Source organism: Streptomyces chrestomyceticus JCM 4735, assembly GCF_003865135.1.
Taxonomy (GTDB): domain Bacteria; phylum Actinomycetota; class Actinomycetes; order Streptomycetales; family Streptomycetaceae; genus Streptomyces; species Streptomyces chrestomyceticus.
This window is the reverse complement of sequence record NZ_BHZC01000001.1, coordinates 2,165,957-2,180,968: the sequence shown is the minus strand read 5'-3', so window position 1 is coordinate 2,180,968 and position 15,012 is coordinate 2,165,957. Positions and strand designations below refer to the sequence as shown.

General features: G+C 68.8%; 9 protein-coding genes. 5 read left to right on the top strand and 4 right to left on the bottom strand.

The features are described 5' to 3' along the window. Positions 1-20: 20 nt before the first annotated feature. Together EJG53_RS09020 and EJG53_RS09015 are read right to left on the bottom strand one after the other, a co-directional pair. Positions 21-998: an ABC transporter substrate-binding protein gene (locus EJG53_RS09020; RefSeq protein ID WP_125044423.1), complete on the bottom strand. Its 978-nt coding sequence runs from the start codon at positions 996-998 to the stop codon at positions 21-23. Beyond that, complete coding sequence (locus tag EJG53_RS09015; RefSeq protein WP_125044422.1) at positions 995-1,912, bottom strand: ABC transporter ATP-binding protein; 918 nt, start codon at positions 1,910-1,912, stop codon at positions 995-997. The genes EJG53_RS09020 and EJG53_RS09015 overlap by 4 nt, the downstream gene beginning before the upstream one ends. A 264-nt stretch (positions 1,913-2,176) precedes the next feature. Here EJG53_RS09015 and acnA point away from each other — a divergent pair, with 264 nt between their 5' ends. Further along, positions 2,177-4,894: an aconitate hydratase AcnA gene (gene acnA, locus EJG53_RS09010; RefSeq protein WP_125044421.1), complete on the top strand. Its 2,718-nt coding sequence runs from the start codon at positions 2,177-2,179 to the stop codon at positions 4,892-4,894. Positions 4,895-5,115: 221 nt separating this feature from the next. On the opposite strand, the gene EJG53_RS09005 is transcribed toward acnA, so the two are convergent. Next, entirely contained in the window at positions 5,116-6,075 is a 960-nt protein-coding gene (locus EJG53_RS09005; protein WP_125044420.1) for an FG-GAP repeat domain-containing protein, read from the bottom strand. Between the two features lie 121 nt (positions 6,076-6,196). Then, positions 6,197-9,619 (bottom strand): GH92 family glycosyl hydrolase, encoded by a 3,423-nt coding sequence (locus EJG53_RS09000; RefSeq protein ID WP_125044419.1) that lies wholly within the window; start codon positions 9,617-9,619, stop codon positions 6,197-6,199. 421 nt (positions 9,620-10,040) lie between these two features. Between EJG53_RS09000 and ngcE the strand changes: the two genes are divergently transcribed. The 4 genes from ngcE (at position 10,041) to EJG53_RS08980 (ending at position 14,954) form a co-directional block, all read left to right on the top strand. Then, entirely contained in the window at positions 10,041-11,483 is a 1,443-nt protein-coding gene (gene ngcE / locus EJG53_RS08995; RefSeq protein WP_125044418.1) for an N-acetylglucosamine/diacetylchitobiose ABC transporter substrate-binding protein, read from the top strand. Positions 11,484-11,553: 70 nt separating this feature from the next. Further along, positions 11,554-12,477: a carbohydrate ABC transporter permease gene (locus tag EJG53_RS08990; protein ID WP_125044417.1), complete on the top strand. Its 924-nt coding sequence runs from the start codon at positions 11,554-11,556 to the stop codon at positions 12,475-12,477. Then, complete coding sequence (locus tag EJG53_RS08985) at positions 12,477-13,385, top strand: carbohydrate ABC transporter permease (RefSeq protein ID WP_125044416.1); 909 nt, start codon at positions 12,477-12,479, stop codon at positions 13,383-13,385. The genes EJG53_RS08990 and EJG53_RS08985 overlap by 1 nt, the downstream gene beginning before the upstream one ends. Before the next feature lie 291 nt (positions 13,386-13,676). After that, positions 13,677-14,954 carry an ROK family transcriptional regulator gene (locus EJG53_RS08980; RefSeq protein WP_125044415.1) on the top strand — a complete coding sequence of 426 codons (1,278 nt, stop codon included), beginning with the start codon at positions 13,677-13,679 and terminating at the stop codon, positions 14,952-14,954. Positions 14,955-15,012 lie beyond the last annotated feature (58 nt).

Below are 15,012 nucleotides of genomic sequence, written 5' to 3'. Positions count from 1 at the left end.
TGTCTACGCGCGCCTCGCCGTCACTTCTTCAGCGCGGCGACGACGGAGTCGACGTACGACTCCATCGACCCGGTGCCGCCGAACATCCACACACCGTCGGGCAGCCGGTGCACCTTGCCCGCCTTCACGAACGGGAGCGACTTCCAGACCGCGTTGCCGGCGAGCGCCCCGGTGAACGGGTTGCTGGTCTTGTCGTCGTCGCTGCCGATGTACGCGAACTGCACGTCACCGAGCTTGGTCAGCCCTTCGACGTCGGTGGTGCCGAGCCCGTAGGCCGGGTCGCCCTTCATGGTCCAGGGGTTCTTCAGCCCGAGCTTCTCGTTCACCGCGCCGACCAGCGAGCCACCGGTGTACGGGCGGATGGTGACCTGGCTGCCGTCCACGTAGCCGTCGGCGAAGGCGAACGCGGTGCCCTGGCGCCCGGCCTTCTCCAGCTCCTGCCGGCCCGCCGCGAGCTTCGCCTCGAAGCCCTTCTTCAGCTTGCCGGCCCGCTCCGTGGTGCCGGTGGCCTGGGCGATCAGGTCGAGATCCTTCGTCATCTGCCCGATCGGGTCGGCCGCATCGGCGGACTTCAGGTCCAGCACCGGGGCGATCTTCCGCAGTTGGGTGAGGGCGGCCTTGGGCAGGTCGCTGGTGGCGACGATGAGGTCGGGCGCGAGCGAGGCGACGGTGTCCATGCTCGGCTCGCCGCGGGTGCCGATGTCCTTCGGCTCGTTCTTCAGCGGTACGGCCTTGTCCCAGGACTTGTATCCCTTGACGTCGGCGATGCCGACCGGTGCGACGCCGAGCGCCACCAGGTGCTCGACGACGTTCCACTCGGTGCCGACGACCTTCTTGGCGGGCCCGTCCAGCTCCACCTTCGTCCCGGAGGCGCCGGTGAGGGTGAGGTGGCCGGTGGACTGCTTCGCCTGGCCGGCCGCGGGCTCGGTGGTGCCGCACGCGCCCAGGGTGAGCGCGGCGGCGGTGGCCGCGGCGACGGTGAGCAGGAGTCGTCTCATGAGGTGGCACCGAGCCTTTCGCTGTGCGCGGGGTGCGCGTCGTGCTTGCTGTCCTGTGTCGGGTCGCCGTGCGGCGTCCGCCGGGTGTGGTGCCGGCCGACCGCGCGGGTGCGCAGCCGTCCGGTCGACGGGTCGGTGGTGACCTCGATCCGGATGCCGTAGGTGTCCGTCAGCCGCTGCGGGGTGAGGACGTCCTCGGGCGGCCCGTCGGCGGTCACCCGGCCGGACCGGAGCAGTACGATCCGGTCGGCCACGGCGGCCGCCTGGTCCAGGTCGTGCAGCACCACACCGACGGCGATCCCGTGGTCGTCCGCCAAGTCCCGTATCAGGTCCAGGAGTTCCACCTGGTAGCGCAGGTCGAGGTAGGTAGTCGGCTCGTCCAGCAGGAGGACGCCGGTGTCCTGCGCGAGGCAGCCCGCGAGCCACACCCGTTGCAACTGGCCGCCGGAGAGGTGCTCGGCGCCGCGCTCGGCCAGGTCGGCGACCCCGGTCAGACGGAGCGCCCGCTCCACCGCCGCGGGCCCGTCCGGGTCGGCCCGGCCCCAGCGTCCCCGGTACGGATACCGCCCGAACTCCACGACGTCCCGGACGGTCAGGTCGCTGGGCGCGGGCCGCCCTTGGGGCAGCAGCGCCACCTGCCGCGAGAACGCGCGGGGGGAGAGCGCGAAGCCGTCCGTCTCCTCGCCGAGGGTCAGCGCCGCGTTCCGTGCCCGCTGGAGCCGTGCCACGGTCCGCAGCAGCGTCGACTTGCCGCTGCCGTTGGGGCCGACCAGTACGGTCACCTGCCCCGGCGCGAGCCGCAGGGACGCGTCGTGCACGACGTCGACACCGTCGTACGTCACGGTGACGTCCGTGGCGGTCAGGGTGTGGCCGCGGGGCTGCGCGGCCTGGGGGAGTTCTTCACCGGCCTTCACGCAAGGAAGGTTAGCCTAACCTAATTTGTGGCCGAATTCGGGTGGTTCGTAAGGGGTGTCCTCCCGTCGCGGACGGCCGGGCGCGCATGACCGCGCGGCGGGGATGTACTAGAGTTATCTCGACATCGAGATATCTGCCGGGAGGCGTACCGCTGCCGCGCTAGTAAGGCTTGCCTAACTTAGCCTTACCTTAGCTGATCGGCAAGGATCTGTGACGGCAGGATTGCGGTGGTACGCGCGAATCATGCATTGAAGGAGACTGTCGTGTCGGCGAACAGCTTCGACGCCCGCAGCACGCTGCGCGTGGGCGACGAGTCGTACGAGATCTTCAGGCTGGACAAGGTCGAGGGCTCCGCCCGCCTTCCCTACAGCCTGAAGGTGCTGCTGGAGAACCTGCTCCGCACCGAGGACGGCGCGAACATCACCGCCGACCACATCCGTGCGCTGGGCGGCTGGGACTCCCAGGCGCAGCCCAGCCAGGAGATCCAGTTCACGCCGGCCCGCGTGATCATGCAGGACTTCACCGGCGTGCCCTGCGTCGTGGACCTCGCCACCATGCGTGAGGCCGTCAAGGAGCTGGGCGGCGACCCGGCCAAGATCAACCCGCTGGCCCCGGCCGAGCTGGTCATCGACCACTCCGTCATCGCCGACAAGTTCGGCACCGCCAACGCCTTCCAGCAGAACGTGGAGCTGGAGTACGGCCGCAACAAGGAGCGCTACCAGTTCCTGCGCTGGGGCCAGACCGCCTTCGACGAGTTCAAGGTCGTCCCGCCCGGCACCGGCATCGTCCACCAGGTCAACATCGAGCACCTGGCCCGTACGGTCATGACCCGCAACGGTCAGGCCTACCCCGACACCCTCGTCGGCACCGACTCGCACACCACCATGGTCAACGGCCTGGGCGTGCTGGGCTGGGGCGTCGGCGGCATCGAGGCCGAGGCCGCGATGCTGGGCCAGCCGGTCTCCATGCTCATCCCGCGCGTCGTCGGCTTCAAGCTGACCGGTGAGCTCAAGCCCGGCACCACCGCCACCGACCTGGTGCTGACCATCACCGAGATGCTGCGCAAGCACGGCGTCGTCGGCAAGTTCGTCGAGTTCTACGGCGAGGGCGTCGCCGCCACCTCGCTGGCCAACCGCGCCACCATCGGCAACATGTCGCCGGAGTTCGGCTCCACCGCCGCGATCTTCCCGATCGACGACGAGACGCTGAACTACCTGAAGCTGACCGGCCGCTCCGAGCAGCAGGTCGCCCTGGTCGAGGCGTACGCCAAGGAGCAGGGCCTGTGGCTGGACCCGGCCGCCGAGCCGGACTTCTCCGAGAAGCTGGAGCTGGACCTGTCGACGGTCGTCCCGTCGATCGCCGGCCCCAAGCGCCCGCAGGACCGCATCGTCCTGGCCGAGGCCTCCCGCCAGTTCGCGCAGGACGTGCGCAACTACGTCAGCGAGGCGGACCTGGACGAGGCGGGCAAGGAGTCCTTCCCGGCCTCCGACGCCCCCGCGGTCTCCAACGGCACGCCCAGCAAGCCGACCCAGGTCGTCGCGGCCGACGGCTCGGTGTTCGAGATCGACCACGGCGCCGTCACCGTCGCCGCGATCACCTCCTGCACCAACACCTCGAACCCCTACGTCATGGTCGCCGCCGCCCTGGTGGCCAAGAAGGCGGTCGAGAAGGGCCTGTCCCGCAAGCCCTGGGTCAAGACCACCCTCGCCCCCGGCTCGAAGGTCGTCACCGACTACTTCGACAAGGCGAACCTGACGCCCTACCTGGACAAGCTGGGCTTCAACCTGGTCGGCTACGGCTGCACCACCTGCATCGGCAACTCCGGTCCGCTGGACGAGGAGATCTCGAAGGCGATCAACGAGGCCGACCTCGCGGTCACCTCGGTGCTCTCCGGCAACCGCAACTTCGAGGGCCGGATCAACCCCGACGTCAAGATGAACTACCTGGCGTCCCCGCCGCTGGTCGTCGCGTACGCCATCGCCGGCTCCATGAAGGTGGACATCACCACCGAGGCGCTCGGCACCGACCAGGACGGCAACCCGGTCTACCTCAAGGACATCTGGCCCTCCGAGGCCGAGGTCAACGACGTCGTGGCCAACGCCATCGGCGAGGACATGTTCTCCAAGTCGTACGAGGACGTCTTCGCGGGCGACGCCCAGTGGCAGGCGCTGCCGATCCCCACCGGCGACACCTTCGAGTGGGACCCGCAGTCCACCTACGTGCGCAAGCCCCCGTACTTCGAGGGCATGACGATGGAGACCAGCCCGGTCTCCGACGTCCAGGGCGCCCGCGTGCTGGCCAAGCTGGGCGACTCGGTCACCACCGACCACATCTCCCCGGCCGGTGCGATCAAGGCCGACACCCCGGCCGGCCAGTACCTCACGGAGCACGGCGTCGAGCGCCGCGACTTCAACAGCTACGGCTCGCGCCGCGGCAACCACGAGGTCATGATCCGCGGCACGTTCGCCAACATCCGCCTGCGCAACCAGATCGCGCCGGGCACCGAGGGCGGCTTCACGCGTGACTTCACGCAGGAGGACGGCCCGGTCTCCTTCATCTACGACGCGTCGCAGAACTACCAGGCGGCCGGCACCCCGCTGGTCATCCTGGCCGGCAAGGAGTACGGCTCCGGCTCGTCCCGCGACTGGGCCGCCAAGGGCACCGCGCTGCTCGGCGTCAAGGCCGTCATCGCCGAGTCCTACGAGCGCATCCACCGCTCGAACCTCATCGGCATGGGCGTCCTGCCGCTCCAGTTCCCGGAGGGCGCCTCGGCGCAGTCGCTGGGCCTGACCGGCGAGGAGACCTTCGACATCACCGGTGTCACCGCGCTGAACGACGGTGGCATCCCGGAGACCGTCAAGGTCAAGGCGGGCGACGTCGAGTTCGACGCCAAGGTGCGCATCGACACCCCCGGCGAGGCGGACTACTACCGCAACGGCGGCATCATGCAGTACGTGCTGCGCTCGCTGATCCGCAAGTAAGCCGCGCGCCCGCCGCTTACGCGGGCGGGTGAGCGACGCGACCAGGGCCGCACCCTTCACCGGGGTGCGGCCCTCGTCGTATCTGTGCGGCGTCGTCCGGCTGCCGCCGAGCGCTGGACACAGCAATGCGACGCGCCCCCGCAGGGACGCGTCGCACCATCACCTCACCGGCGGGCCAGTCGAGTCGACAGGAGCCGCCCGGCCGCCGGTGTCCTTACGGACTAGAACATCCAGCTATAGATGTTGTAGCCGAAGCCGAGCTGCTTGCGCGGCGCGAAGGGGGCCGACGCGTTGCCGGTGCCCTTGTACAGCCACAGCTTGCCGTCGTTGCCGCGGGCGACCAGGTCGGCGCGGCCGTCCAGGTCCACGTCACCGGTGCCGACCAGGGCGTTGTACCCGTTCCAGCCCGCACCGATCTTCACACGCGACGAGAAGGGCGCCTTGTAGTTGCCGGTGCCCTTGTAGAGCCACAGCACGCCGGAGCCGTCCCGGGCCACGATGTCGGCCTTGCCGTCGCCGGTCAGGTCGCCGGCACCGGCGATCTGGGTGTAGCCGCCCCAGCCGGCACCGATCTTGACGCGCGGGTCGACCTGGCCGTTGTTGTAGCCGAGGTAGAGCCACAGCACGCCCGACTTGTCGCGGGCGAGGATGTCGTACGCGCCGCCGCCGCCGAGATTGCCGGGCGACAGCACCTTGTCGTAGATGTTCCAGCCGCCGCCGACCGTACGGTGCTCGGTGGCGGAGTTGAAGTACAGGTTGCCGGCGTTGTCCCACGCCCACATGCCGTCACGGTCGCCGTTGTCGTCGTTGTCGACCGGTGCCGCGGCCCTGAACAGGTCCCAGTTGCCCGTGACGAACGTGCGCTCGTCGAACCCGCCGCGGCCGTCCAGCACGTACTGGTACAGGAAGCCGGAGGAGCGCTCGACACCGAACATGCCGAACACGGGCGTGGCGGACTGCGTCCGGGCACGGACCGTGGCGCGGGCCTTGGCGTGGGCCCCGGCCCCGGCCTTGGGCGCCGCCTGCGCCAGCTTGTTCATGTCGAGGTTCTTCATGGGAGCGGGGACCGGTGCGTCCGCCACCGCGGCGGAGGCACTGGTGCCGACCAGGGCGGCGGCGACCGCCGCGACAGCCAGACGCGACAGGGCGCGTCCGCGCTTACGGCCGGGAAGTTTGGCCACGTAATTCTCCATTTGCCATGTGATGAGACGCGACGCACCCCCCATGAGGTGCGTCGCGGGATCCTCAGGATCTTTACACAAGCCCTTCACATGTCAACTGATTTGCGGATGGTCTGACGAATTAGTCCCCTAAATCCGTTTTGGAGGGGCCAATGAGCTCAACTTCCGCAAGTGTGGCGCTGCTTGAGGGAGTCAGGCGGTAATCGGTGTAGGTGCCTGGTGTGCTGACCGTGAACACCCGGGTCTGCCGGTCCTCGCCGAAGGACTCGCCCGTCCGCCGGTCGACGGTCCGCCACTTCCCGTGCCGGTCCCGGCCCTCCAGTACCCAGGAACCGGGCGCGTCCCCCTTCGCCGCCGAGGTGAGGGTGTACGAGGTCACCCGCGCCGCCGACGCGAGGGACACCGGGAGGGACGTGAAGGACGCCGCGGTGGCCGATGTGTCGTCCAGGAGCGGGCTGCTGCCCGGCACGGTCAGGTCGCCGTCCGGCGCGGGCACCCGGTCGTCGCGGGTGATGGACGACGGTGCCGCGTTCTTGCCGGTGCCCCAGGAGGACGGGCGCGGGCCCATCGCGAATTCAAGGGTGCCGCCGCGGGCGAGCAGAGCGTGCGGCAGTGCGGTGGAATTCCACGGCTTTCCGTTGACCCGCAGGCCCTGTACGTACACATTGCGGTCGCTGTTGCGCGGTGCCTTGACCACTAGGTCGCGGCCGTTCTCCAGATGGACGGTGGCCTTGGTGAACAGCGGTGAGCCGACCGCGTATTCGGGCGATCCCATCACCAGCGGATAGAAGCCGAGCGCGCTGAAGACGTACCAGGCGGACATCTCGCCGTTGTCCTCGTCGCCCGGGTATCCTTGGCCGATCTCGCTGCCCAGGTAGAGCCGGGAGAGGACGTCGCGGACCTTCTCCTGCGTCTTCCACGGCTGCCCGGCGGCGTCGTAGGCGTACGCGATGTGGTGCGACGGCTGATTGCTGTGCCCGTACATGCCCATCCGGGTGTCCCGGGCCTCGGTCATCTCGTGGATGACGTTGTTGTACGAGCCGGCGAATTCCTTGGCCGCGGTTTCCGGGGTGGCGAAGTAGGTGTCCAGCTTCTTGGCCAGGCCCGCCCGGCCGCCGTACAGGTTGGCCAGGCCGCGGGTGTCCTGCGGTGCGGCGAAGGCGAAGGTCCAGGCGTTGGTCTCGGTGTAGTCGTGGCCCCAGACGCGCGGGTCGAACCGGTCGGGGGGAAGGCGCCAGTTCCCGGCCGCGTCCTTGCCCTGGAAGAAGCCGACCTTGCTGTCGAAGTGCTTGACGTAGTTGCGTGCGCGGTTGAGGAAATAGGCGGACTCTTCCTTGTACCGAGGCTTCTTCGTCTTCTCGTACAGCGCCTGTCCCATGCGGGCGATGCCGTAGTCGTTGAGATATCCCTCCAGCGCCCAGGACATGCCTTCCTTGGTGTCCGTGCTCGTGTAGCCGCGGAAGGGCGAGGTGGTCATGCCTTTACGGCCGACACCGGGGCTGGGCGGGGCGACGGTGGCGTTCTTCACCGCCGCGTCATAGGCGGCGACGGCGTCGAACTTCACGCCCTTCGCGTACGCGTCGGCGAAAGCCACGTCCGAACTGGTGCCGGTCATCAGATCCGCGTAACCGGGCGAGGACCAGCGGGAGATCCAGCCGCCGTCCTTGTACTGCTGGACGAATCCGTCGACCATTTTCCCCGCCTGCCCGGGGGTGAACAGGGAATAGGCGGGCCAGGTGGTGCGGTAGGTGTCCCAGAAACCGTTGTTGACGTAGACCTCACCGTCGACGATCTTCGCCCCGGTGTGCGTCGGGGTGTCCGGGCCGGTCCGGGGCGAAAAGGGGCTCGCGTACCGGGCGCGTGCGCCCACCTGCTCGTACCCGGAGTTGGGGTAGAGGTAGAGCCGGTAGAGGCTGGAGTAGAGGGTGACGAGGCGGTCCCGGCTCGCGCCCTCGACCTCGATACGGCCGAGGATGCCGTCCCACTGGGCACGGGCGCGGTCCCGGACCCGCTCGAAGGAGTCGCCCGCCGGGATCTCCCGTTCCAGGTTGGCGCGTGCCTGATCGACGCCGATCAGCGAGGTGGCGATGCGCAGCGTGACCGTACGGTCCGCGCCGGGGCGCAGCTTCAGATAGCCGGTGACGTCCGGGCCACCGCCGCCGGTCAGCTTGCCGCCCGCGGTGACCGGCGCGTCGAGCACGCCGTACACGAACAGCCGGGTGGCGCCGGTGGACAGGTTGCTCCGGACGTCCGAGAAGCCGGTGACGACGCCGCGCGCGGCGTCGAGGGTGAGTCCGCCGTTGTTGTTGACGTTGTCGAAGATCAGGTTCGCGTCGTCGCCGGGGAAGGTGAAGCGCATCAGCGCCGCGTGGTCCGTCGGGGCGATGTCCGCCTTGAGGCCGTTGTCGAAGGTGACGCCGTAGTGGTGCGGCCGCGCGGTCTCGTTGGCGTGGTGGAACGGCAGGGCGCGGGCGGCGCGTCCGGCGTCCGGGGTGCCGGCCGCGGTGGACGGCATGACCTGGAACGTCTGCCGGTCGCCCATCCAGGGGCTCGGCTCGTGGCTGGCGGCGAACGCCTGGAGGGTGGGGAGGTTGTCGGCGTTGTTCTTCCGCGCGTACTCGTACAGCCAGTCCGTGGAGCCCGCGTTGGTCACCGGCGTCCAGAAGTTGAAGCCGTGCGGCACGGCGGTGGCGGGGAAGTTGTTGCCGCGCGAGAAGCTGCCGCTGGAATTCGTGCCGCGGGTGGTGGACACATGGTCGGAGAGGTGGGCGGGCGGCTTCTGCCGCGCCTCGGGGCCGAGCGTGATGTCGTCCACCCAGCCGCGGAAGACCGGCGTCGTCTTCGGCGCGGCGGGCGCGTCGTACGCGATCAGGATGCGGTCGACGGTCTTGCCCGCCGCCACGTCGCCGATGCGCGACTGGCGGTGGTTCCACTGGTTGACGTAGAGCGTCTTGGCGTCGGCCTGGCCGCGCGGTGTCAGCGGGGCGCCGTTCTGGTCGGTGGCGCGCAGCTCGCTCAGGTACGTGCCGTCGGTGAAGGCCAGGTCGAGCGCGACATGGGTGGCGGGGTAGCCCAGGTCGGTGGCGGCCATCTCGGGGAAGACCTTGTACGAGAGGGAGGTCGCGCGGGTGACGGGCACCTCGACGTCGAAGACCTTGTTGTACGAGTGGCCCCGGCCGGCCGCGGTGTGTGTCCCCGCGTACCGCAGGGCCCGCAACCCGCTGAAGCCCGCGTTGGTCCTGGCCGTGGGGGAAGCGGTGGGGCCCGAGTCGGGGTGGCTGCTCATCCCGGCGCCCGGACCGCTCTCCGGGCCCACCCCGGAGGTCTTCCCGGTGCCGTCCGGGCCGGTCTCGACGGTGTCCCGCCAGTCCGGCTGCGGATCACCGTCCTCGAAGGAGGAGATGAACGTCCGCTTTTCCAGGGGCTTTTGGGGCGGGGACGCGACGGCGGGGGAGGAGGCCGTCAGGACGAGCAGGGCCGCGGCCGCGAGTGCGACGGAACGGGCCGTGCCGGGCAGGGGTCTGTGCCGGTGTCTGAGCCGCACGCGCGTACCTCTCGGTGAAGGCGACATTCCCAGGAAGTGACATCGTTGTCAGCTCCATAACGCAGAGATAAGTAAGGTGCGTGGGGCCTTTGTTGTCAAGGGTGACCCAGTGTGCGGCGGCCGGAAGTCCGTGGCCGAAGCGATGCATACCGGCGAGGTCTCAACTCGGGAAAGATGGCGGCCCGAACTTGCTTACGATCTTGCCGAGTTGACGTGAAGTGGACTATACCTGTCGGCGTCCGAGCGTCTGTGCGAACGGCGTCCCGGACCCGGGAGGACCTGCGGGGCAGCACAAGAAATCGGCCCCGCACATCCCTGGCGCGCCCGGTGCACATCCCGTACAACTCAGCTTCATCTGACCCGCGGTGCCGGGGTGGCTCCGGTACACCGCCTGAGTCCTGAAGAAGGCGAGGACTTGCGCATGGGATCCACCTCAGATTTCAGCCGTCGCGACCTGATCAAGCGGGCCGCGGCGCTCGGAATCGTCACCGTACCGGCCATGAGCGCGCTGTCGGCGTGTGCGAGCAGTGGCGATGGAGGCGGCGAGAAGGTCGAAAAGGGGGAGAAGTCCGCCAAGAATCCGCTGGCGGTCAATGACAGTGCCGCCCTCGACGTCGTCATCTTCGACGGCGGATTCGGCGACAAGTACGCCAAGGACGCGCAGGCCGAATATGTCGCCGCTTTCCCCAAGACCAAGGGAAAGGTCAAGCTCACCTCCACCCAGAAGATCCAGTCCACCCTGCAGCCGCGCTTCAACGGCGGCAACCCGCCGGACCTCGTGGACAACTCCGGGGCCGAGCAGATGGACTTCGGCACCCTGGTCTCCAAGAACCAGCTCGCCGACCTCACCCCGCTGCTCGACGCGCCGTCGATGGACGATCCGAGCAAGAAGGTGCGCGACACCCTGCGCCCCGGCGTCGTCGAGATGGGCCAGTTCGGCGGCAAGGAAACCTGGATCATGTACTACGCGTACACGGTCTACGGCGTCTGGTACTCCAAGACCAACCTGAAGAAGGTGGCCGACGCCGAGTATCCCGAGACCTGGGACGAGATGCTCGCCGTGTGCGAGAAGGCGAAGAAGAAGGGCGTCGCCGGCTGGACCTATCCCGGCAAGTACCCGTACTACCTCCCCTTCAGCCTCTACCCCTTCATCGCCAAGATCGGCGGTGCGGAGGTGCTCCGCAAGATAGACAACCTGGAGCCGAACGCCTGGAAGGACCCGGCCGTCAAGGCCGCCTTCGACGCGTACTACGAGCTGTACAAGAAGGGCTACGTCCTCAAGGGCTCGCCGGGCCTGGACCACCTCCAGTCGCAGAAGGCGTGGGCCGAGGGCAAGGCGCTGTTCATACCCAACGGGTCGTGGGTGGAGAACGAGTCGGCCCAGCAGATCGGGAAGAACCCCGACTTCCAGCTCTCGGTCGGCGCGCCGTCCAGCCTGTCCGGCTCGGACAAGATGCCGTTCGGCACCATCTGGGCCTCCGGCGGCGAGCCGTACATCGTGCCCAGGCAGGCCAAGAACGTCCCCGGCGGCATGGAGATGCTGCGCATCATGCTCAGCAAGAAGTCCTCGCAGAACTTCATCAAGCAGGTCTCCTCGCTCACCTCGCTGAACGGCGGCACGGAGGGCCTGAAGCTGCCCCCGGGCCTGGACTCGGCGCAGCAGGCGCTGCAGAAGGCCGGTCAGAACATCGTCAACCCGCGGATCCAGGACTGGTACGTGGCGCTGCAGAAGGAGAAGATCGGCGTCGGCGCGCTGGGCGAGATGATGGCGGGCCGGATGACTCCCGACGAGGCGATCAACAAGATCCAGAAGTACGCGGACGAGACGCGCGAGGACAGCAGCGTCAAGAAGTACAAGCGCTGACCGGTGCAGCTCACGCGTCACCAGCGGTGGCCGTCACGGCAGTCGCGGGGAAAGAACGGGATCGGTAGTCATGCAGCACGGTAAATACCGCTTCATCGCAGGGTTCTTGGTCCTCCCGCTGGCGATATACGCGATCTTCGTGATATCGCCGTTCGTGCAGGCGATCTACTACTCCTTCACGGACTGGACCGGCCTGAGCTCGGACATGAGAATGGTCGGGTTCGACAACTACACGCGTCTCTTCAAGGACAGCGTCTTCTGGGCCTCGGTGGGAAACAGTGTGACGCTGTTGCTGCTGCTGCCGGTGGTGACGCTCTCGCTCGGGCTCTTCTTCGCCTTCATGCTCAACGTCGGTGGCCGCCGCAGGAAGAAGGCGGTCATCGGCGGTGTACGCGGCTCCGGCACGTACAAGATTCTGTACTTCTTCCCGCAGGTGCTGTCGATCCCGATCGTCGCCCTGCTCTTCCAGTTCGCGTACAACCCGGAGAGCGGCGCGCTGAACGCGTTCTTCAACGCGATCGGACTGGGCGGCGTGCAACCCGACTGGCTGGGGGATCCGCAACTCGCGCTCTGGTGCATCATGGGCGCGATGATCTGGGCCAATGTCGGCTTCTACGTCGTGCTCTTCTCGGCCGGCATGAGTTCCATACCGAAGGACTTCTACGAGGCCGCGCTGCTGGACGGCGCCAACCGCTTCAACACGTTCTTCAGAATCACCCTGCCGCTGCTCTGGGACACGGTGCAGACCGGCTGGATCTACATGGGCATTCTCGCCCTGGACGTGTCGGCCTTCGCCTTCGTGCAGATCATGAGTGTCGGGCCGGGCGGCCCCGACTATTCCACCGAGGTCCTGCCGCTCTACGTCTATCAGAAGACCTTCCGCGACGGTCAGGCCGGTTACGCCACCTCGATCGGCGTCTCCCTGCTGATAGTGACCCTGATCTTCTCGGCCATCGTCATGCGGCTGGGCCGGCGTGAGCGACTGGAGTTCTGATGAGCGTGCAGACCAAGCCCCCGGCCGTGACGGGCCGGGGCGGCGCGGGCGGCAAGGGCGGCAAGTCGGGCGAGAGCGGTGAAGGGCGGGTCCTGAACGTCTTCTCGCACGGCGTCCTGGTCATCTGGGGCCTGCTGGTGACCATGCCGCTGCTGTGGGCGGTGGTCAGCTCCTTCAAGGACGACGGGGAGATCTTCGGCTCGCCCTGGGGGCTGCCGTCGGCGCTGCACTTCGACAACTGGGCGCGCGCCTGGGACAAGGCCAACATGGGCCAGTACTTCTTCAACTCGCTGGTGGTGGTGGGCGGTTCACTGATCGGCACGATGCTGCTGGGCTCGATGGCGGCGTACGTCCTGGCCCGGTTCGACTTCCCGGGAAACCGCTTCATCTACTTCCTGTTCGTGGGCGGGATGGGCTTCCCGATCATCCTGGCGCTGGTCCCGCTGTTCTTCGTCATGAAGAACATGGCCCTGCTGGACACCTACCACGGTCTGATCCTGGTCTACATCGCGTACTCCCTGCCGTTCACCGTCTTCTTCCTCAGCGGGTTCTTCAGAACGCTGCCGTCGTCGGTGGCGGAGGCCGCGCTGATCGACGGCGCGTCCCACACGCGGACGTTCTTCCAGGTCATGCTGCCGATGGCGAAGCCGGGCCTGATCAGCGTCGGCATCTTCAACTTCCTGGGGCAGTGGAACCAGTACCTGCTGCCGACGGTGCTGAACGTCGGCGACCCGGACAAGAAGGTGCTGACCCAGGGACTGGTCGCGCTGGCGGTCAGTCAGGGGTACAAGGGTGACTGGTCCGGGCTGTTCGCGGGCCTGACCATCGCCATGCTGCCGGTGCTCGGCGCGTACATCATCTTCCAGCGGCAGGTGGTGGCGGGGCTGACAGCGGGCGCCCTGAAGTAGCTCCGCGAACCGGCGCGCAAGCCGGTGCGAGCCGCTTGCCGGCGCGCTGTGCGCCCGTACGGTGCGGCAGCCCCCGCCCCCGCCATCAGGCGGGTACGGGGGCTGCCGCGGTGCCGGGGGACGGCCGGGTTTCGGCCACAGGCCCGGTGCACCCGGTCGAGGACTTGACGGAACCGGACCCGGGCACGTCAGCTTAGATTCACATGTTGGAGACAAGCCGGGTCCCGTCGACGTGGCCCGGCCGGCGGCCGGTCGTCGTGCCGGGCGCTACAGGCGGGAGTGGATGAGTCGATGGAGACTCCGGGTTCGCAGTCCTCGCTGCACCGGGCCAATCTGGAGCGGGTCGTACGCGCGGTGCGCATGGCGGGTTCGCTCACCCAGGCGGAGATCGCCCGGAGCACGGGCCTGTCGGCGGCCACCGTCTCCAACATCGTGCGGGAACTGAAGGACGCCGGGACCGTCGAGGTCACCCCGACCTCGGCCGGCGGCCGCCGGGCCCGCAGCGTCTCGCTCTCCGGCGACGCCGGGATCGTGGTGGGCGTCGACTTCGGCCACTCGCACCTGCGGGTCGCGGTCGGCAACCTCGCCCACCAGGTGCTCGCCGAGGAGACCGAGCCGATCGACGTGGACGCCTCCGCCGCGGAGGGCTTCGACCGGGCCGAGCGCCTGGTCAACCGGCTGGTCGAGGCGACCGGCGTCGGCCCGGGCAAGGTCATCGGCGTCGGCCTCGGCGTCCCGGGCCCGATCGACGTGGAGTCCGGCACGCTCGGCTCGACCGCCATCCTGCCGGGCTGGAGCGGGACGAACCCGAGCGAGGAACTGTCCGGCCGGCTGGGCGTCGGCGTGTACGTCGACAACGACGCCAACCTCGGCGCGCTCGGCGAGCTGGTCTGGGGCAGCGGGCGGGGCGCCGCCGACCTGGCGTACATCAAGGTCGCCAGCGGCGTCGGCGCGGGCCTGGTCATCAGCGGCCAGATCTACCGGGGCCCGGGCGGCACCGCGGGCGAGATCGGGCACATCACGCTGGACGAGTCCGGGCCGGTCTGCCGCTGCGGCAACCGCGGCTGCCTGGAGACCTTCACCGCCGCCCGGTACGTGCTCCCGCTGCTCCAGCCCAGTCACGGCCCCGACCTGACCATGGCGGAGGTGGTCCGGCTGGCCCGGGAGGGCGACCCGGGCTGCCGCCGGGTGATCGGGGACGTGGGGCGGCACATCGGCAGCGGGGTGGCCAATCTGTGCAACCTGCTCAACCCGAGCCGGGTGGTGCTCGGCGGCGACCTCGCGGAGGCCGGGGAGCTGGTGCTCGGGCCGATAAGGGAGTCGGTGTCGCGGTACGCGATCCCCAGCGCGGCGCGGCAGTTGGGAATCGTGCCGGGGACGCTCGGCGGCCGGGCCGAGGTGCTCGGCGCACTGGCGCTGGTGCTGAGCGAGATGGGCGACTCGACGCTGCTGGACGGCACGCTGTCCGCCGACGGGGCCGCGCAGCCGGACAGGCGGCCGGCCCCCGGTGTGCCCGCCGCCGCCGGTGCCCGGCCCGCCGACGGCACCGGTTCCTCTGCCATTGCCTGACGTATACGGGGCACGCTGCCGTATACGGCGCACGCTGAGTTCACACAGCTAACGCATG

Bases quoted from the DNA above. Each gene is read 5' to 3' on its own strand.
- EJG53_RS08985 (WP_125044416.1), top strand. From the start codon at position 12,477: ATGAGCGTGCAGACCAAGCCCCCGGCCGTGACGGGCCGGGGCGGCGCG.
- EJG53_RS08980 (WP_125044415.1), top strand. From the start codon at position 13,677: ATGGAGACTCCGGGTTCGCAGTCCTCGCTGCACCGGGCCAATCTGGAG.
- ngcE (WP_125044418.1), top strand. From the start codon at position 10,041: ATGGGATCCACCTCAGATTTCAGCCGTCGCGACCTGATCAAGCGGGCC.
- EJG53_RS09020 (WP_125044423.1), bottom strand. From the start codon at position 998: ATGAGACGACTCCTGCTCACCGTCGCCGCGGCCACCGCCGCCGCGCTC.
- EJG53_RS08990 (WP_125044417.1), top strand. From the start codon at position 11,554: ATGCAGCACGGTAAATACCGCTTCATCGCAGGGTTCTTGGTCCTCCCG.